Annotated in this window: 15 protein-coding genes; 10 read left to right on the plus strand and 5 right to left on the minus strand. The window is 74.5% G+C overall.

Going from position 1 to position 18,353, the window contains the following annotated elements:
- Positions 1–88 precede the first annotated feature (88 nt).
- From ACRAKJ_RS21600 to ACRAKJ_RS21610, 3 genes are read left to right on the plus strand one after another with little or no spacing between them, the layout of a single operon-like run.
- Positions 89–1,714: a SpoIIE family protein phosphatase gene (locus ACRAKJ_RS21600; RefSeq protein ID WP_438924018.1), complete on the plus strand. Its 1,626-nt coding sequence runs from the start codon at positions 89–91 to the stop codon at positions 1,712–1,714.
- Complete coding sequence (locus tag ACRAKJ_RS21605) at positions 1,711–2,763, plus strand: cobalamin-dependent protein (protein WP_438924017.1); 1,053 nt, start codon at positions 1,711–1,713, stop codon at positions 2,761–2,763. Before ACRAKJ_RS21600 ends, ACRAKJ_RS21605 begins: the two co-directional genes overlap by 4 nt.
- Positions 2,760–3,119 carry an STAS domain-containing protein gene (locus ACRAKJ_RS21610; RefSeq protein WP_438924016.1) on the plus strand — a complete coding sequence of 120 codons (360 nt, stop codon included), beginning with the start codon at positions 2,760–2,762 and terminating at the stop codon, positions 3,117–3,119. Before ACRAKJ_RS21605 ends, ACRAKJ_RS21610 begins: the two co-directional genes overlap by 4 nt.
- A gap of 35 nt (positions 3,120–3,154) precedes the next feature.
- On the opposite strand, the gene ACRAKJ_RS21615 is transcribed toward ACRAKJ_RS21610, so the two are convergent.
- Positions 3,155–4,936 carry a serine/threonine-protein kinase gene (locus ACRAKJ_RS21615; RefSeq protein ID WP_447008637.1) on the minus strand — a complete coding sequence of 594 codons (1,782 nt, stop codon included), beginning with the start codon at positions 4,934–4,936 and terminating at the stop codon, positions 3,155–3,157.
- Positions 4,937–5,158: 222 nt separating this feature from the next.
- Here ACRAKJ_RS21615 and ACRAKJ_RS21620 point away from each other — a divergent pair, with 222 nt between their 5' ends.
- Positions 5,159–6,496, plus strand: a complete 1,338-nt coding sequence (locus ACRAKJ_RS21620; RefSeq protein ID WP_438924014.1) for a family 43 glycosylhydrolase — start codon at positions 5,159–5,161, stop codon at positions 6,494–6,496.
- A gap of 36 nt (positions 6,497–6,532) precedes the next feature.
- Here the strand turns inward: ACRAKJ_RS21620 and ACRAKJ_RS21625 are convergent, their stop codons facing one another.
- Positions 6,533–6,856 carry an anti-sigma factor antagonist gene (locus tag ACRAKJ_RS21625; protein ID WP_438924013.1) on the minus strand — a complete coding sequence of 108 codons (324 nt, stop codon included), beginning with the start codon at positions 6,854–6,856 and terminating at the stop codon, positions 6,533–6,535.
- A 99-nt stretch (positions 6,857–6,955) separates the two neighbouring features.
- Positions 6,956–7,444 (minus strand): MarR family transcriptional regulator, encoded by a 489-nt coding sequence (locus ACRAKJ_RS21630; RefSeq protein WP_438924012.1) that lies wholly within the window; start codon positions 7,442–7,444, stop codon positions 6,956–6,958.
- A 71-nt stretch (positions 7,445–7,515) separates the two neighbouring features.
- Here ACRAKJ_RS21630 and ACRAKJ_RS21635 point away from each other — a divergent pair, with 71 nt between their 5' ends.
- The 3 genes from ACRAKJ_RS21635 (at position 7,516) to ACRAKJ_RS21645 (ending at position 11,709) form a co-directional block, all read left to right on the plus strand.
- The gene (locus tag ACRAKJ_RS21635) at positions 7,516–8,697 is read left to right on the plus strand and encodes a SpoIIE family protein phosphatase (RefSeq protein ID WP_438924011.1); all 1,182 of its coding nucleotides are present in this window, start codon (positions 7,516–7,518) and stop codon (positions 8,695–8,697) included.
- 151 nt (positions 8,698–8,848) lie between these two features.
- Entirely contained in the window at positions 8,849–9,316 is a 468-nt protein-coding gene (locus tag ACRAKJ_RS21640; protein ID WP_438924010.1) for a ricin-type beta-trefoil lectin domain protein, read from the plus strand.
- Between the two features lie 95 nt (positions 9,317–9,411).
- Positions 9,412–11,709, plus strand: a complete 2,298-nt coding sequence (locus ACRAKJ_RS21645) for an nSTAND1 domain-containing NTPase (RefSeq protein ID WP_438924009.1) — start codon at positions 9,412–9,414, stop codon at positions 11,707–11,709.
- Between the two features lie 101 nt (positions 11,710–11,810).
- Here ACRAKJ_RS21645 and ACRAKJ_RS21650 read toward each other — a convergent pair whose 3' ends face one another.
- Both ACRAKJ_RS21650 and ACRAKJ_RS21655 read right to left on the minus strand, forming a co-directional pair.
- Positions 11,811–12,776, minus strand: a complete 966-nt coding sequence (locus tag ACRAKJ_RS21650) for an acetylxylan esterase (RefSeq protein ID WP_438924008.1) — start codon at positions 12,774–12,776, stop codon at positions 11,811–11,813.
- Between the two features lie 12 nt (positions 12,777–12,788).
- Complete coding sequence (locus tag ACRAKJ_RS21655) at positions 12,789–13,850, minus strand: LacI family DNA-binding transcriptional regulator (protein WP_438924007.1); 1,062 nt, start codon at positions 13,848–13,850, stop codon at positions 12,789–12,791.
- Between the two features lie 227 nt (positions 13,851–14,077).
- On the opposite strand from ACRAKJ_RS21655, the gene ACRAKJ_RS21660 reads away from it, so the two are divergent.
- The 3 genes from ACRAKJ_RS21660 to ACRAKJ_RS21670 are packed head-to-tail and all read left to right on the plus strand — an operon-like array spanning position 14,078 to position 18,335.
- Positions 14,078–16,423: a beta-xylosidase/alpha-l-arabinosidase gene (locus tag ACRAKJ_RS21660; RefSeq protein ID WP_438924006.1), complete on the plus strand. Its 2,346-nt coding sequence runs from the start codon at positions 14,078–14,080 to the stop codon at positions 16,421–16,423.
- Entirely contained in the window at positions 16,420–17,403 is a 984-nt protein-coding gene (locus tag ACRAKJ_RS21665; RefSeq protein WP_438924005.1) for an ABC transporter permease subunit, read from the plus strand. The genes ACRAKJ_RS21660 and ACRAKJ_RS21665 overlap by 4 nt, the downstream gene beginning before the upstream one ends.
- On the plus strand, positions 17,400–18,335 hold the full coding sequence (locus ACRAKJ_RS21670) for an ABC transporter permease subunit (RefSeq protein ID WP_438924004.1): 936 nt from the start codon (positions 17,400–17,402) through the stop codon (positions 18,333–18,335). The genes ACRAKJ_RS21665 and ACRAKJ_RS21670 overlap by 4 nt, the downstream gene beginning before the upstream one ends.
- The last annotated feature ends 18 nt before the right edge of the window (positions 18,336–18,353 follow it).

Here is an 18,353-nt window from a genome sequence, read left to right on the forward strand (position 1 = left end):
CGCGCGGGACGCCCCACCGGTAGAGTGGTGTGGATCAGTCTTCGAGCTTAGCGAGGTGAGGGACTCCGACACGGGTGTCCTGCGCGTGGTGAAAACAGACCCTCTGGTGTCGTCGTCCGGTGTCCTGACCGACGCCGGCTGGCAGAGCGCGCCCTACCCGGCCCTCCTCGCGGACGGCGACGGCACGGTGCGCGCGCTGAACCGCGCCGCCCGAGACCTGTTCCCCGGAGCTGCCGTCGGCGCGCCGCTGGCCTCCGGCTGCGCGCCGTGGCTGGCCGACGCGCACGTGCGACCGGGCCTGGCCGCCGGCCGGGTGGGCGCGCGCAGCTTCGAGGCGCACCCGGTCGAGCACGACGCCGGCGCGGTGACGTGGTGGCTCGTCGACGACACCGACGTCCGGGTGGCGCACGCCGCCCTCGGCGTCGAGCGGGAGCGCACGGCGCTGCTCAGCGAGGTGTCGACGGCCCTGCTGACGTCCCTCAACCCCGAGCGGTGCATGCAGGTCACGGCGCGGCTGGCCGCGGACCACCTGGCGGACGCGGCGCTGGTCATCGCGCCCGGGGGTCGCTTCGACCACCCCGTGACGCACTGCGTGCGCGGCGGTTCGCCGGTGCACGCCAAGCTGGAGTTCGACGCGGACGAGGTGCCCGGCCTCGGCGAGGCCCTCCAGGGCTTCCCGCCGGTGCCGTCGCGGTGGATCGACCCGGCGTCCGCGCCGTCGTGGCTGGTGCCCCCGGGTTTCGGCGCGGTCGGTTCGATCGTGGTGACCCCGCTGCCCGGCCACGGCATCCCGGCCGGCGCGCTGGTGCTGCTGCGGCGCACCGAGCAGCGCGTGTTCACCGACGACGAGGAGGTGTTCGCGCGGCTGTTCGCCGCCCGCGCGGGCAACGCGATGTCGGCGGCGCGCATGTTCGCGCAGCAGGCGTCGATCACCGAGACGCTGATGCGCGACCTGCTGCCGCCGACGCTGCACCACGTGGCCGGCGTGGAGTTCGCCGGGCGCTACCGGGCGTCGCTGGCCACCGAGCGGATCGGCGGCGACTTCTACGACGTGCACCAGGTGGAGCAGGGTGGTGCGGCGGGCGAGTCCCTCGCCGTGCTGGGCGACGTGTGCGGCAAGGGGCTGGAGGCGGCCGTGCTGACCGGCAAGGTCCGCACCGCGCTCCAGGCGCTGCTGCCCATGTCCGACGACCACCAGCAGGTGCTCTCGCTGCTCAACAACGCGCTGCTCAGCTCCCACCACACGCGGTTCGTGACCCTCGTGCTCGCCTCGGTGACCCGCTCCGGGTCCGACGTGCGGCTCCGCCTGACCTCGGGCGGCCACCTGCCGCCGCTGGTCGTGCGCCGCAACGGCGACGTGGAGGAGGTCGACACCGCGGGCACCCTGATCGGGGCGCTGCCCGACGTGCAGGCCACCACCGCGGAGGTCGTGCTGGGCCCGGGTGAGACGTGCCTGCTCTACACCGACGGCATCACCGAGGCGGTCGGCGGGCCGCTGGGCGGCGAGATGTTCGGCGAGGACCGCTTGCGGCGCGTGCTGGCCGCGTGCGGCGGGATGCCCGCGGAGGCGGTGGTGGAGCACGTGCAGATGCTCGCGTCCCAGTGGGTCGGCCCGAACAGCCACGACGACATGGCGGTGCTCGCCGTCACCGCGCCGCGCGGTCAGCACCTGACCGCGGTGGGTGGTCAGGGCCGAGGCAGGTACACCGCGTGAGCGACGTCGCGGCGTGCGCCGAACGCCTGTGGGACGCCGTCGTCGTCGGTGACGAGCTGGGCGCCGCCGACGCGGTGCTCAAGGGCCTCGACGACGGCCTGGACGCGGAGGGCGTGCTGCTGGACGTGATCGGCGCGGTGCAGCGGCGGGTCGGCGCGGAGTGGGCGGCCAACAACCTGACCGTGGCCCAGGAGCACGCGGCGACCGCCATCAACGAGCGCGTCATCGGCGTGCTGTCGACCGTGGTGGAGCGCCCCGCGCCGACCCGGGAGCGGGTCACCGTGGCGTGCGTGGACGGCGAGTGGCACGCGCTGCCCGCCCGGCTGCTCGCCGAGGTGCTGAAGCTGCGCGGGTTCCGCGTCGACTTCCTCGGCGCGCAGGTCCCCGCGCCGCACCTGATCACGCACCTGCACAGCACCGGCCCGGACGCGGTCGCGCTGTCCAGCTCCATCCCCACGCGCCTGCCGACCGCGCACGCCACGATCACCGCCTGCCAGGCGGCCGGGGTGCCGGTGCTGGCGGGCGGCAGCGCGTTCGGCCCGGACGGCCGCTACGCCCGCCTGCTCGGCGCGGACCTGTGGGCCCCGGACGCCCGGTCCGCCGCCGACCTGCTGGCGTCCGGCCCGCTGCCGCGCCCGCGCAACGGCCACCAGCCGATCGACGACCTGCCGCACCTGGGCGACCAGGAGTTCACGATGGTCTCCCGCACCGGCACGCAGCTGGTGAAGGCCGTCTACACCGGGTTGGAGGAGCGGTTCCCGGTGATGCGCTCCTACACCGACCTCCAGCGGCAGTACACCGCCGAGGACCTCGCGCACATCGTCGAGTTCTTCGCGACCTCCCTCTACACCGACGACGACTCGCTGTTCCTGGACTTCCTCACGTGGACCGCCGAGATCCTCGGCGCCCGCGGCGTGCCACCGCGCTTCCTGCCGCCCGCGCTGCGGCTGCTGGCCGCCGAGCTGCGCGACTTCCCCCGTGCCACCAGGCTGCTCGACCGGGCCCGCGTCGAGCTGACCGCCACCCTCGACGATGGACCCGCCACATGAGTTCACCCCGCCCCTTGACGTCGACCCCGGCGATCGTCGACGCGCAGACCGTGCGCGTCGTGCTGTCCGGTGACCTCTCCTACGAGAGCGGGGACGGCCTGCTGAGCACCGTCGACGCCGCGTTCGCCGGGTGGCAGGTGCGCCACCTGCACCTGGACTGCGCCGACGTCGGGTTCTGCGACTCCTACGGCCTGGCGACCCTGCTCGCCGTGCAGCGCCGCGCGGTGGCCGCCGGGGTGACCCTGGTCCTGGACAACCGCCCGGCCGGGCTGGACCGCCTGCTGCACCGGACGAACACCTTCCACCACCTGACCGGCGGCGCGCGGTCGGAGCGCCGGGAGCAGTCCGACCACTGAGGCCGAGCCGAGCCAGGGCGTCCGGCGGTCGTCGGTCAGTAGCTCAGGATCATGGTGTTCCACCAGAAGTCGAGCTTCTCCAGGACCTCCTCCGTGGCGTTCGGCGCCGTGGCGAGGGTGCCGGTCACCACGGTCCCGCTGTCCACCCACCACAGGTGCCCCGTGCCGCCGTCGAGGTAGCAGGTGAGGAACTCGCCGTCGAGCGGGCCCGCCTCGCTGCGGTAGTAGGTGGAGTAGTGGATCGCGTCGACGGTGGGCCGGCAGCCGCCGCGCGCGTCGTTGCGCGGGATGCCGCGACCGGTGACGACCGCCTGGAAGTGCGCGTCCTGCGCGGCGCGGGAGCCGAACAGGAGGAACTCGGCGCGGGCGGGCGGGTCGAAGTACTGGCTGATGTCGTTGGGTTCGGTGCAGACGACCCTGGCGGTGATCCCTTCGCCCTCCGGCTTCGCGGGGGCGCAGGAGGCGTTGCCCCGGTAGACCTCGGGGAGGGCGGCCAGCAGCGCCCGGTCCTCGGGGGTGGGGGCGGGGGTGGTCGTGGCGGGGGTGGTCGTGGCGGAGGTGCCGGCCCGGCCGGAGGTGGTGGAGGTGGGGGCGGCGGACGTGGTGGAGGTGGCGGGCGTGGTGGCACCGGTGCTCGCGGCCGTGGCGTCGCCGTTCAGCGTGGTCGTGGTGTCGAGGGCCGCGTAGGCGACCACGGCGACCACGACCACGGACGCCGCGGCGGCGAGGGCGGCCCAGCGGTGGATTCCCCGGAGCGCGGGGCGGTGCGAGGCGGGTGAGGGCTGGATCGGGTTCGGACCGGTGACCGGGCGGGGCGTTCCCGGGGCCGGGGTGCGCGGGCCCGCGTAGTGCGCCGGGCCGGCCGAGAGGGCCGGGCCGGCGGAAGGGATCGGGCCGGGCGAAGGGATCGGGCCGGTCCGGTGCTTCGGCGCGGTCGGGTCGGGGATCGTGGTCTTCGGGCCGGTGAGCGCGGTCTTCGGGCCGGTGAGCGCGGGTTTCGGGCCGGTGAGCGCGGCGCGGGCGGCCTTGGCGAGGGCACCGGCGGTCTCGTGGCGGGCGGCCGGGTCCTTGGCCATGCCCCGGGCGATCACGTGGTCCAGCGCGGCCGGGAGCGCCGGGTTGTGCTCCGTCGCGCGGGGCGGCGGTTCCTGCACGTGCGCCCAGATCTGGGCGGCGGTGCCGTCGACGGTGAACGGCCGCCGGCCGGTCAGGCAGGCGAACAGCAGGCAGGCCAGGGCGTACACGTCCGCCCGCCCGTCCACCGCGCCGCCGTCGAACCGCTCCGGCGCCATGTAGTCGAGGGTGCCGACCACCTGGCCCGACGCGGTGAGGTGCGTCGCGCTCGGTGACGCGCTGCGGGCGATGCCGAAGTCGACCAGGTAGACGAAGTCACCGGGTGCCACCAGCACGTTCGACGGCTTCACGTCCCGGTGCACGAGCCCGTCGGCGTGGGCGGCGTCCAGCGCGCTGGCCAGTTGTTCAACGATCCTCACGGCGCGTTCGGCCTCCAGCGGGCCGTCCGCGATCAGGTCGGTCAGGTCGGAGCCCTCGACCAGGCGCATGTCCAGGTAGAGCCGACCGTCGATCTCGCCGTAGGCGTGGATCGGGATGACGTGCGGCTCGCGCAGCCGGGCCACGATCTGCGCCTCCCGCCGGAACCGGGCCCGGAACGCGTCGTCGTCGTGGTACGCCGGGGACAACCGCTTCAGGGCCACGACCCGGTCGTGCAAGGTGTCGTGCGCCCGGTGGACCTCCCCCATCCCGCCGCGTCCCAGCAGCGGTCCGATCCGGTAGGGCCCGAACGTCTCTTCAGCCATGTTCTCCGCGTCCCACGTGCGCCGTCGCACGATCGACGCACCGTGACCGCGCCCGGTTCCCACCTCCCCCGCCCGTGACGCCCCGATGACGCTCCGCTCGCGGCACCGCGCGGGGGTCCCGCCCGCGGGTGAACGCGGGCCGACCGCCCCGTGTCGGAGACCGCGCGGCGGCGGCGCGCCGGTAGGGATGAGGGGCAGTCGGCAGCGGGGCGAGGGAGGACCGTGAAGGTGTTGTTGCGGACGGCGGGGGCGGTGCTCGTCGCGCTCGTGCTCGTGCTCGGTGCGGGCGGTACGGCGGGGGCCGGAGCGACCACGGGCACCGGGGCGATGGCGAGTACCGGGGCGGCGGTGCCCCCGTTGGTGATCGCCGACGAGTTCCCCGACCCGGACGTGGTCCAGGTCGACGGCACCTACTACGCCTACTCGACGAGTTCCGGGCACGGGCGGGTGCCGTACGCGACCTCGGCGAGTCCCCGGGGGCCCTGGAGCGTCCGGGGTGACGTGCTGCCGGACAAGCCCGCGTGGGCCGGGGACGGCGGGTTCTGGGCCCCCGACGTCTCGCGGCGCGCGGACGGCCGTTTCCTCCTGTACTTCACCGCCCCCGGTGCCGCCGCCGGGCGGATGTGCCTGGGGGCGGCACTGGCGGACGGGCCCGGTGGGCCGTTCACCGCCGTGTCGGAACAGCCGCTGGTGTGCGACGCCGCCGAGGGCGGGGCCATCGACCCGGCCAGTTTCGTGGACGACGACGGGACCCGGTACCTGCTCTACAAGAACGACGGGAACGCGATCGGGAAGAGGTCTTCGATCTGGTTGCAGCGGACGGGGGACGACGGGGTGTCGTTCGTCGGCGGGCGGGTCGCGCTGGTGCACGACCTCGGGGCGCAGGACCAGGGCATCGTGGAGGCCCCGGTGCTGGTCAAGCGGCCTTCGCGGTACGTGCTGTTCTTCTCGGTCGGGGCCTACAACACCCCCGACTACCGGACCGGGTACGCCGTCTCCGACTCGCTGACCGGGCCGTACGCGCGGGCCGAGCGGCCGTTGATGAGCACGGCCGGGTTCGACGGCGCGGTGGTCGGGCCCGGCGGGCAGGACGTCGGCGACGGGCACGTCTTCTTCCACGGGCACGTGGCCGGGGTCGGACGTGGTGTGTACGTCGCGGACCTGGGGTGGGACGACGACCGGCCCGTGGTGCGCGGCAGCCGGGCCCGGTACGAGGCGGAACGGGGGCTGGTCCACCGGGCCGTGGTGCGCACGGGGGTCGCCGGGGCGTCGGGTGGCTCGGTGGTGAGCGGGATCGCGAGGGCCGGCAGCGAGGTGGCGGTGCGGGTGTTCGCGCCCGGCGACGGGGAGTACGCGGTGTCCATCGGCTACGCCGCCGCGCACGGCGACGCCCGGCACGCGCTGTCGGTGAACGGCGCGCCCGCGTCGGTCGTGGGGTACCGCGAGTCGGACGCGTGGGCGGAGGCGGTGGTGGACGTCGTGCTGACCGCCGGGGTCAACGAGGTGCGGCTGCGCTACCTGGACGGGGCGGTCGAGGTCGACTACCTGGACGTGGCCTGACCCCGCCACCGGTGGCGGGGTGGCCGTCGGCGCGTTCTACCGGCGAGCCGCGAGCCCCGTGATGTCGAGGAGCTTCGTCGCCGCGCGGGACGGGTTGGCGATCCTCAGGTCGCGGCCGGTGCGGGCCAGGACCTGGCGGACCTCGGCCACGAAGCGCAGGCCGGCGGCGCCGAAGAAGGTCACCCCGCCCAGGTCGACCACCACGTCGGCGGGCGGTCGGTCGGCGAGCGCGCGGAGGGCCAGGGTGAACTGGTCGTCGCAGGCCATGTCGATCTCGCCGCTCAGCTCGACGAGGGTCTCGTCACCGTCGGACGAGCAGCGCACCTGGCCTACGACCGGTGGGTCCACATCGAGGATCACTACCGGCCGCCTTCGCATCGTCCGAACCTGGACTTTTGCACTATGACAATAGTTCGGCTCTAGTATGCGCTCGTGGCGGTGCGATCACCAAACACTGGATCAGGCGGGGCGCCCCCGCGAGCCGGCGGCGTTCGGCTCGACGGCGGCCGGTTCGGCGGCCTCGGCGAAGCCCGTCAGCCCCATGACCAGGTGCAGCCGGTCGGCCGGGCTCATGCCCGCCAGGATGCGGGCGACCTCGCGCCGCCGCAGGCGGGAGACCTCGGCCATGAGGGCCCGGCCGCTGCGGGTCAGGGTCAGCTCCACCTCGCGCCTGCTGTGGCCGCTCTCGCAACGCGCGACGAACCCCGCCGCCTGGAGCCGGTCGCACAGCCTGCTCGCCGACGACGGGATCGCGCCCATCGCCTCGGCCAGGCCGTTCAGGTTCACCCGGCCGTGCCGCGCGATCACGGTGAGCGCCTGGAACTGCGAGGCCGACACCCTCGTCTCCAACTCGTGCTGCGAGGCCGTCCACAGCGCGGCGAGCACGTCCGCCGCCCGCTCGACGGCCGCCACCGGGTCCTCCGGGCGCTGCTGGTCGTCGGTCGCCATGCCGCCTACTGTGTCACCCCGACCCCTCGCCGGAACAACCCCACGAGCCGGACCCCGGCAAGGAGGCTCCCGTGACCGCTGCGGAGAACGCCGTCGTCGGCATCGAGCAGGCCCTGAGAGCGAGCCCGCCGCACGCCCTGATCGACACGCTGCACAGCCGCCTGCGCAGCGACTTCGGCGCGGTCGACACCGAGCTGCTGCTCGCCGACTACAAGCTCAGCGTGCTGCAACCGGTGACCCGGCTGCCCGAGACGGCCGCGCCGCTGGCCATCCGCACCACCGCGGCCGGCCGGGCGTTCACCTCGCAGCGACCGCTGCTCGAACCCGACCGCGACCGGGACGGCGTGGTGGCCCACCTGCCGGTGGCGGTGCGCGGCGACCGGCTGGGCGTGCTGGTCACCAGGCTGCCCCAAGCGCCCGCGGCCGACGTGCTGCCCGCGCTGGCGGAGCTGGCCACCGCGCTGGCGCACGAGCTGGTCGTCGCCGAGCGCGACACCGACCTGTACCTGCGGGCCCGAAGACGGGAACGGCTCAGCCTGGCCGCCGAGATGCAGTGGCAGCTGCTGCCGGGGCGCGGCTGCGCGCGGGACGAGTACTCCCTGGGCGGGCAGCTCGAACCCGCCTACACGATCAACGGCGACAACTTCGACTGGAGCGCCACCGCGGACCGGCTCACCGTCACGGTGTCCAACGGCATGGGCGAGGGCATCCAGGCGGCGCTGCTGACCAACCTCGCGATCAGCGCGCTGCGCAACGCCCGCCGCGCCGGGCTCGACCTGCCCGGTCAGGCGGCGCTGGCCGACCAGGCGGTCTACGCCGAGCACGGCGGCGCGTGCCACGTGTCCACCCTGCTGCTGGAGTTCGAGCTGACCACCGGCGAGGTGTCGGTGATCGACGCCGGGTCGCCGCGGATGCTGCGGCTGCGCGACGGCGAGGTCACCCTCGTGCCGTTCGAGCGCCAGCTGCCGCTGGGCATGTTCGACGGCACCGACTACGAGGTGCAGCGGCTGCGCGTCGAGCGCGGCGACCGGCTGGTGGTGGTCAGCGACGGCGTGCACGCCGCCCGTTCGCCGCACGGCAGCGACTACGGCTCCACCAACCTCGACCGGATCATCCGGGGGTCGCACCACCTGCCCGCGCCCGAGGCGGCGCGGGCCATCATCGCGGAGCTGCTGGACTACCACGAGGGCACCGACCTGCTCGACGACGCCGTGGTGGTGTGCCTGGACTGGGCCGGGGCGTCGGCCCCCTGACGGTCCGGGCACCGGTTGTCCGGTGGTTGTCCGTCCTGGACGACCGCGCGGGCAGGACAACTCCCGGGCCGCTACACAGGGATGTGCCGGACGCGTCCGGCACATCGCCCGGCCACTCCCGGCCGGCGGTGGTCCCCGTGAGAGGAACCCGATGAACCGCCACCACTTCCGCCCGGCCCTCGCCGCTGCCCTCGCCGCCTTCTCGCTCACCGCCGCGGGGGCGGGCCCGGCCCGTGCCGAGGCCGCCGAGGACCCGGTCCAGCAGTTCCGCAACCAGTCGACCGGGAAGTGCCTCAGGAGCGGCATCCACGACGACCGGCCCACGTCGGAGCACTGGTGCGGCAACGGCATCCACGCGTGGTGGGTGCACACGTGGCGCGACGGCACCGTCGAGCTGAAGAACCACGCGCTGCTCACCTGCCTGGACGACAGCGAGCACGGCCTGCGCCTGGTGGGGTGCAACACCTCCGCGTACCAGAGCTGGCACGTCCTCAAGGCCGGGGACGACGTCGCGCTGCGCAACCAGCACACCGGCCGCTGCCTCGACGACAGCGCCGAGTTCGGGGTGCGGACGCACGTGTGCGGACCGGAGGGCAACTTCCACCAGCTCTGGCGCTGACCCCCGATCGTGGCCACCCCATCGTGTCCTGGTCGGACCTCCTCGCCCGTGGGGACAATCGGCGGTGTCGGGGAACGGGGTGACGAGGGGAACGGATGCCGCGGCCGGAGAGTCCGCTCGACCCGGACGCCGGCGAGCTCCAGCGGTTCGCCCACGAGCTGCGCCAGGTGCGCGCGCGGGCGGGTGGTCCGCCTTACCGGGTGCTCGCCCGGCGCGCGCACTTCTCCGCCGCCACGTTGGCGAAGGCGGCGGACGGCACGGGCCTGCCCAGCCTGGCGGTGACGCTGGCCTACGTCCGCGCGTGCGACGGCGACGTGGCCGGCTGGGAGGCGCGGTGGCGGGAGGTCTCCGCGCGGACCGAGCCCGGTCCCCCGGTCTCCGCCGCCCCCCACCGCACCGACGACGTCCCGTGCCCCTACCCCGGCCCGGCCCCGTTCGGGTCCGCGGACGCGGACCTCTTCGCCGGCCGGGACGGGGTCCTGGCCGAACTGGTGGCCGCGCTCGACCGCCACCGGCTGGTGGCGCTGGTCGGGCCGTCCGGGTGCGGGAAGACGTCGCTGCTGCACGCCGGGCTGCCCGCCGCGCTCGGACGGGAGGTCGCCGTGCACGCCCTGCGGCCGGACCGGGAGCGCCCGCCCGCCAGGGGCGACGTGGTGCTGGTGGTCGACGGCGCGGAGTTCGCCGCCCTTGCCCCCGCGGAGCAGGCGCGGTTCGCCGACCGGGTGCTCGCCGCCGTCCGGGCGCCGGAGGACCGCACGCGCGCGGTGCTGGTCGGCAGTTCCGGGCGCGGGTGGGCGGGGCACCCGGAGCTGGCGCGGGCGGCGCGCGTCGACGTGGGCCCGGCGACCGTCGAGGAGCTGCGCGCCGCCGTCGTCCACCCGGCCGCCCGTTCGGGGTGCACGGTGGAGGGCGCGCTGGTGACTCAGCTCGTGGGCGAGGTCGCCGGGCAGCCGGGCGCGCTGGCGCTCGTGGCCCTGGTCATGGCCCGGACGTGGCCGCGACGCCGGGGCAACGCGCTGACGCTCGCGGGTTACCGGGCGTGCGGCGGCCTGGCCGGCGTGCTGTCCGACGCGGCCGAGCGGTGGTGGGCGGACCTGCCGGCGGGGCGGTGCGAGGCGGCGCGGGCCGTTCTGCTGCGCCTGGTCGCGGCCGGTGGGGGCGCCGTCTGCCGGGACGAGTTCGACGCCGAGCCGGTCCTGGACGAGCTGGCCGCCGCGCGCCTGGTCGTGCTGGACGGCGACGACGTGCGGCCGGCGCACCGGTCGCTGCCCGAGCTGTGGCCCCGGCTGCGGGAGTGGGTGGCCGTCGACCGCGAGGGCCTGCGCGTGCACCGCCACCTGACCGATGCCGCCCGGACGTGGGAATCGCTGGGCCGGGAAACCGACGCGCTGTACCGGGGCACCCGGCTGGTCACCGCGCGGGCGTGGGCGGACGGGAACGGCGACCGCCTCAACGCCCGGGAGCGGGACTTCCTGCGGCACAGCACGGCACCGCCCCGGGGCCGTCGCCGCCTCGTCGCCGCGCTGCTGGCCGCGGCCCTCGTCGGGGCGACGGCGGTCGCCGTGTCCGTGCGCACCGGGCCGGGGCCGGTCCGCGGGTCGGCGGACGCCGACCGCACCGGTCGGGCCGACCTGGTGGGCATGGTCGGCGGACTGCGCGTGTGGCCCAACACGGGCGCCTTCCCGGGACGTCCCTGGGGTGAGCCCGTCGCCCTCGGTCCCGACCTGGACCCGTCGCTGACCAGGTTCGCCGACCTGGACGGCGACGGCCGCGACGACCTCGTCGGCATCGACCGGAACGGCACGCTCACCGGGTGGCGCACCGACCACCGGTCGTCGACCGCGCCGTGGCCGGTCTCGGCCGAGGTGGGCCGGGAGTGGGACGGCGACCCGGCCGCGATCCACTTCGCCGACCTGGACGGCGACGGCAGGGCGGAGCTGATCGGCGTGGACACGGCGGACGACCAGGTCCTGCGGGCGTGGCGCAACAACGGCGGGTTCCCGGACTGGCCCTGGGACAGCCCGATCGGGCTGGGCGCGGGCTGGGTGGACGTCACGACGGCGCGCTTCGCCGACCTGACCGGCGACGGCCTGGCGGACCTGATCGCCGTCGGCGACCGCGGCCTGCGCGTGTGGCCGAACAACGGCGGGTTCCCGGCGTGGCCGTGGGGGGAACCGGTGGACGTCGGCCGGGCGGGGGCGGCCGACCCCCAGTTCGCGGACCTGGACGGCGACGGCTACGCGGACCTGGTCGCGGTGACCGGTGGCGGCATCACGGTGTGGCGCAACGGCCGCACCTTCCCCGGGACGCCGTGGGAGCCGCCGGTCCGCGTCGACACCGGCGGCCCGGTCCCCGACGTGGTCCGCTTCGCCGAGCTGGCGGGTGACGCGTGACCCGGTGAGCGGGCGCGGCCGGCTCGGACGTCGACGGGGCGGGAATCGACGGGGCGGGCGCGGACCCGGTGCCAGCGGGTCCGGTGCCAGCGGGTCCGGCGTCAGCGGTCGCCGAAGCGCTCGGCCAGCCAGGCGAGCTGGCGGGCGGCGTGCAGGGCCTCGCCGTGCTCGTGGCCGTTGAACGGGTAGACCTCGATGGTCTTGTCCCGGCCGCCCAGGACGTTGTAGGCGGCGAACGCGCCGGCGGGTGGGCAGACGGTGTCGCGCAGGCCGACGCCGAAGTGGGCCGCCGCGGTGGTGCGGCGGGCGAAGTGCGCGCCGTCGAAGTGCGCCAGCGAGTGCAGCACCCGGTCCACGTCCTCGCGCCGCACGGAGAGGTACTGGGTGATCTCGCCGTACGGGTGGTTGTCGGTGAGCGCGATGCTGCGCGGGATGTCGCACAGCAGCGGCGCGCTGGCCAGCAGCGCGACGGCGCGCGGGTTGAGCCCGGCCGCCGCCAGCGCAAGGCCGCCGCCCTGGCTGTTGCCGGCCACCGCGACGCGCGAGCCGTCCACGTCGGGCAGCGCGGCGACGGCGTCCACGGCGCGCGCCGCGTCGGTGAGCAGCCGGCGCAGGTAGGCGGTGGCGGGGTCGGTGACGCCCCGGGTCAGGAAGCCGGGCGCGGCCGGTCCGGAGCCGACCGGGTCGGGCGTGTCGCCGCCGTTGCCGTACTGGCCGCCCTGGCCCCTGGTGTCCACGAGCAGGTGGGCGTACCCGGCGCACGGCCACAGCAGCCGCTCGTGCGGCAGCCCCCGGCCCCGGCCGTAGCCCAGGTACTCCACGACGGCGGGCAGCGGGCGCCCGGCGGTGCCGGCGGGTCGGGTGTACCAGGCGCGGATCGGGTGGCCGGCGAACCCGGCGAAGGTGACGTCCCAGGTGTCGACGAGCGCGAGGTCCGTCGCGGCGGGCACGACGTCCACGAGCGGGTCGTGCGCGGCGGCCTCGGCCAGGGTCGCGGACCAGAACGCGTCGAAACCGGCGGGCTCGCGCACCTCGGGCGCGTACCGCTCCAGGTCGAACGGGGTCACTTCTTCGCCTTCCTAGACGGGGGTGGGCGGGGCGGTGCTCTCGCGCACCACGAGTTCGGTGGCCAGGTCGATCCGCTCGTTCGGCGGGCGGTCTCCCCTGGCCAGCGTGAAGACCATCTGGGCGGCGGTGGTCGCCATCTCGCGCAGCGGTTGGCGCACGGTGGTCAGCGGCGGCCCGATCCACTCGGTCACCGAGAGGTCGTCGTAGCCGACGATCGACAGGTCGCGCGGGATGGACAGGCCCAGCTCGCGGGCCGCGCGCATGACGCCGAGCGCCTGGAAGTCCGAGCCCGCGAAGATGGCGGTCGGCCGGTCGGGGCGGTCGAGCAGGGCCAGGCCGTGGTGGTAGCCGCCGTGCACGTAGAAGTCGCCGTACCGCACCAGTTCCGGGTCGATCGGCACGTCCGCGGCCTCCAGGGCGCTGCGGTAGCCGTCGACCCTGGCGCGGCTGCACAGCATCGTGGTGGGGCCGGAGACGACCGCGATCCGCTTGTGCCCCAACGCGATCAGGTGCCGGGTGGCGGCCAGGCCGCCCGCCCAGTTGGCCGAGCCGACGGTCGGCACGCCCGGCGGCTGCTCCCCCGCCGTGTCGACCACGACGAACGGGATCGTGCGGGTGGCGAGCTGGTGGCGCTGCTCGGCGTCCAGCTCGGCGAGCACGAGGATCACGCCCAGCGGGCGGCGGGTCAGCAGGTCGTCGAACCACTCGCGGCGCGGCCGGTGCGCGCCGCCCAGCTCGGACAGCACGACGGCGGCGCGCTCCACGGCCGCGGCCTGCTCGACGCCGCGGATGATCTCGGTGGCCCAGGCCGAGTTCATCTCGTGGAACACCAGGTCGATCAGGGCGGGCCGGGACGACTGGCGGGCGCGCCGCCGGCGGTAGCGGTGGCGTTCGATGACGCCCTCGACCCGGGCGCGGGTGTCGGCGGCGACGTCGGGGCGCCCGTTGAGGACCTTCGAGACGGTCGGCACGGAGACGCCGGCCTCGGCGGCGATGGACGAGATGGACGCGGCGGCCCGCTTGCCGGTGGCGTCCGCGGCACCGTTCGCACCCGGCTCGGTTGACGCACTCATGCTGGCCCCTGTCCACGAGGTCGCGCAGACGGCGGCGCGCGCTGGCCTAAAGTTTCGGCGCTGAGCCTAAGGGTTGCGAGGCTTATCGACCAGCATCTGTTCACCTACATGAACTTGTTGACGTGCCGGAATTCTGCACCTACGGTCCCTCCCACCGGACCGATTATCGGCTTAACAGTCGATAGTTTCGACCATTCACGAAGACGTGAGGCGGAGGTACCTGGTCGATGACGAACAGGACGACGGACGCCGCGGCGCCGCCCGTCGCGAGGGTGGTCCCCGCGTGGCGGGACGCGAGCCTGCCGGTCGCTGACCGGGTGGAGGCGCTGGTCCGCGAGATGACGCTCCGCGAGAAGCTCGCGCAGCTCGTCGGCGTGTGGGTGGGCGCCGACCCCGAGGGCGGCGAGGTCGCGCCGCACCAGCACGACATGACCGGCGACCCCGTCGAGTGGACCGAGGTCATCGCCCACGGGCTCGGTCAGCTCACCCGCCCGTTCGGCACCCGCCCGGTGGAACCGGCGGCCGGGGCGCGCTCGCTGGCCGTGTCCCAGGAGCAGGTGGTGGCGGCCAACCGCTTCGGCATCCCGGCCCTGGTCCACGAGGAGTGCCTGACCGGGTTCGCCGCCTTCCGCGCCACCGCGTTCCCGGCGCCGCTGTCCTGGGGCGCGAGCTTCGACCCCGACCTGGTCGCCGAGGTGTCCGGCCTGATCGGCGCCTCCATGCGCGCCGCGGGCGTGCACCAGGGGCTCGCGCCGGTCCTCGACGTCACCCGCGACTACCGCTGGGGCCGCACCGAGGAGACCATCGGCGAGGACCCGCACCTGGTCGGCACGATCGCCACCGCGTACGTGCGGGGCCTGGAGCAGGCCGGGGTCGTCGCCACGCTCAAGCACTTCGCGGGCTACTCGGCGTCCCGCGCGGGCCGCAACCTCGCCCCGGTGTCGATCGGGTCGCGCGAGTTCGCCGACGTCGTGCTGCCGCCGTTCGAGATGGCCGTGCGCGACGGCCGGGTCCGCTCGGTCATGAACTCCTACAGCGACGTGGACGGCGTGCCCTCGGCCGCGGACCGCGCGCTGCTCACCGGCCTGCTGCGGGACACCTGGGGCTTCGACGGCACGGTGGTCGCCGACTACTTCGCGGTGAAGTTCCTCCAGTCGCTGCACGGGGTCGCGGCCGACGAGGGGCACGCCGCCGGGCTGGCGCTGGCCGCGGGCATCGACGTGGAGCTGCCCACCGCGCGCTGCTACGGCGACCCGCTGCTGGCCGCGGTCGAGCGCGGCGACGTGGACGAGGCGCTGGTGGACCGGGCGCTGCGGCGCGTGCTGCGGCAGAAGGTGGAACTGGGGCTGCTCGACCCGGACTGGTCGCCGTGGCCCGCCGACCACGACGCGCTGCGCTTCGACACCGCCGAGGCGCGGGACGCGGCGCTGCGGCTGGCGCGGGAGTCCGTCGTGCTGCTGACCAACGACGGCGTCCTGCCCCTGCGGCCCGACCTGCGGCTGGCCGTGGTCGGCCCGCTGGCCGACGACCCGATGGCGATGCTCGGCTGCTACTCGTTCCCCGCGCACATCGGCGTGCACCACCCGGACGCCGGGCTCGGCCTGGAGATCCCGACCGTGCTGGACGCGCTGCGCGGGGCCGGCGCGGACGTGCGGCACGCCCGCGGCTGCGACGTGCGCGGCGACGACCGGTCCGGCTTCGACGAGGCGGTGGCCGTCGCGGCGGGCGCGGACGCGTGCGTGGTGGCGGTGGGCGACCTGGCGGGCCTGTTCGGCCGCGGCACGTCCGGCGAGGGCTGCGACGCGACCACCCTGGAGCTGCCCGGCGTGCAGGCGGACCTGGTGCGGGCCGTCCTCGCCACCGGCACGCCGGTCGTGCTGCTGCTCCTCACCGGCCGCCCCTACGCGATCGGCGAGCTGGCCGACGGCGCGGCGGCGACCGTGCAGACCTTCTTCCCCGGCCAGCTCGGCGGCCGGGCGATCGCCGACGTGCTCACCGGCGCGGTGTCGCCCTCGGGCCGGCTGCCGGTGAGCGTCCCCGCCGACCCGTCCGGCCAGCCCGGCACCTACCTGGCCGCGCCGCTGGCCCGCCGGAGTGACGTGTCCACTGTGGACCCGACGCCGGCGTTCCCGTTCGGCCACGGCCTGGGCTACGACGAGTTCACCTGGTCGCGGCCCCGCGTGGCGGGCACGACGTGGCCCACCGACGGCGCGGTCGAGGTCGAGCTGGACGTGCGCAACCCCGGCGACCGGGCGGGCGCGGACGTCGTGCAGCTGTACCTGCACGACCCCGTCGCCCAGGTCGTGCGGCCCGTCGTGCGGCTGATCGGCTACGCCCGGGTGCCGCTGGGACCCGGTGGCACGGCCCGCGTGCGGTTCCGGGTGCCCGCCGACGCCACCTCGTTCACCGGCGTGGACGGGCGGCGCGTGGTGGAACCCGGCGCGGTGGTGCTGCGCGTGTCCCGGTCCAGCGCCGACGTGCACGCCGAGGTCGCGCTGGAGCTGGTCGGGCCGCTGCGCGTGGTCGACCACACCCGCGACTGGCTGACGACCGCGGAGGTGGTCGCGCCGTGAGCGTCGAGACGCGCGAACCCGCGGCGAGCGCGCCCGCGCCGCCGCCCCCGCCGCCGGCCGGGAAACGGGTCGCCAACCGCCGGACCTGGCGCAGGGCGATCACCCGCGACTGGCAGCTCTACTCCCTGGCCCTGGTGCCGCTGCTGTTCTTCCTGGTCTTCCGGTACCTGCCGATGGTCGGCAACGTCATCGCGTTCCGCCGGTTCGTCCCCGGCGGCAGCCTGTTCGGCGAGTCGTGGGTCGGCCTGCGGTACGTGAAGATGTTCCTCGACGACCCCACGTTCTGGCAGGTGTTCGGCAACACGCTGGTCCTCGGCGCGCTGACGCTGCTGTTCTGCTTCCCGCTGCCGATCGTGCTGGCCCTGCTGCTCAACGAGGTGCGCACCCGCTACTTCAAGCGGTTCGTGCAGACCGTCTCGTACCTGCCGCACTTCCTGTCCATCGTGATCGTGGCCGGGATGCTGCTCCAGCTGGTGTCCGTGGAGGGCACCGTCAACCAGGTGGTCAAGGCGTTCGGCGGCAGCCCGATCGCGTTCGCCCAGGACCCCGACTGGTTCCGCACCATCTACGTCTCCTCCGAGGTGTGGCAGACCGTCGGCTGGGGCACGATCCTCTACCTCGCCGCCCTGACCACCATCGACAACCAGCTCTACGAGGCCGCCCGCATCGACGGCGCGGGCCGGTGGAAGCAGACCTGGCACATCACCCTGCCGGGCATCCGGCCAACGATGATCACCCTGCTGATCCTCAACATCGGCACGTTCATGGCGGTGGGCTTCGAGAAGGTCCTGCTCATCTACAACCCGCTGACCTACCCGACCGGCGACGTGATCTCGACCTACCTGTACCGGGTCGGCATGGTGTCGAACAACTTCAGCTACGCCGCCGCCATCGGCCTGTTCGAGTCGGTCATCGGCCTCACGCTGATCCTGTCCGCCAACGCGATCTCGCGCCGCACAGTGGGGACGAGCCTGTGGTGACCACCGACCCGACGCGGCTGGCCGAGAAGATGGCCGCGCCGGCCGCGCCCCCGCGCACCGCGCTGGACGACAGCCCCGGCTACCGGGTGTTCCGCCGGGTCAACGCGGTGGTCCTGCTGGTCGTGGTCGCCGTGACGCTGTACCCGTTCGCCAACGTCGTCGCCCAGTCGTTCAGCGACGAGCAGCACATCCTGGCGGGCCGGGTGAACCTGCTGCCGCGCGGGTTCAACCTGGACACCTACGAGGTGGTCATGGCGGACTCGGCGTTCTGGAACAGCTACGCCAACACCGTGCTCTACACGGTCACCGCCACGGCGATCTCGCTGGTGCTGACCACCACCTACGCCTACGTGCTGTCCAAGCACCACCTCAAGGGCCGCGGGCTGCTCATCGGCATCGCCGTGTTCACCATGTTCTTCAACGGCGGCCTGATCCCGAACTACGTGCTCATCTCCGAGCTGGGCATGAAGAACACGATCTGGGCGATCGTGCTGCCCAACGCGATCAGCGTGTTCAACCTGCTGGTGATGAAGGCGTTCTTCGAGAGCCTGCCCAAGGAGCTGGAGGAGGCCGCCGCGATCGACGGCCTGAGCACCTACGGCGTCCTGCTGCGCGTCGTGCTGCCGCTGTCCAAGGCGGTGGTGGCGACGATGATCCTGTTCTACGCGGTGGCCAACTGGAACTCGTGGTTCTCCGCGTTCCTCTACTTCGACCGGTCCGACCTGTTCCCGGTGACCGTCTACCTGCGCAACATGATCTCGGGCGCGTCCACGGCCACCTCGGTGGGCGGCGCGTCGAGCGACCTGACGCAGATCAACTCCAACATCAAGGCCGTGACGATGGTGCTCACCGTGCTGCCCATCATCGCCGTCTACCCGTTCATCCAGAAGTACTTCGTGTCGGGCGTGATGCTCGGCGCCGTGAAGCAGTGACCCCCCGAACAGCGTGAC

Source organism: Saccharothrix sp. DSM 118769 (genome assembly GCF_052936295.1).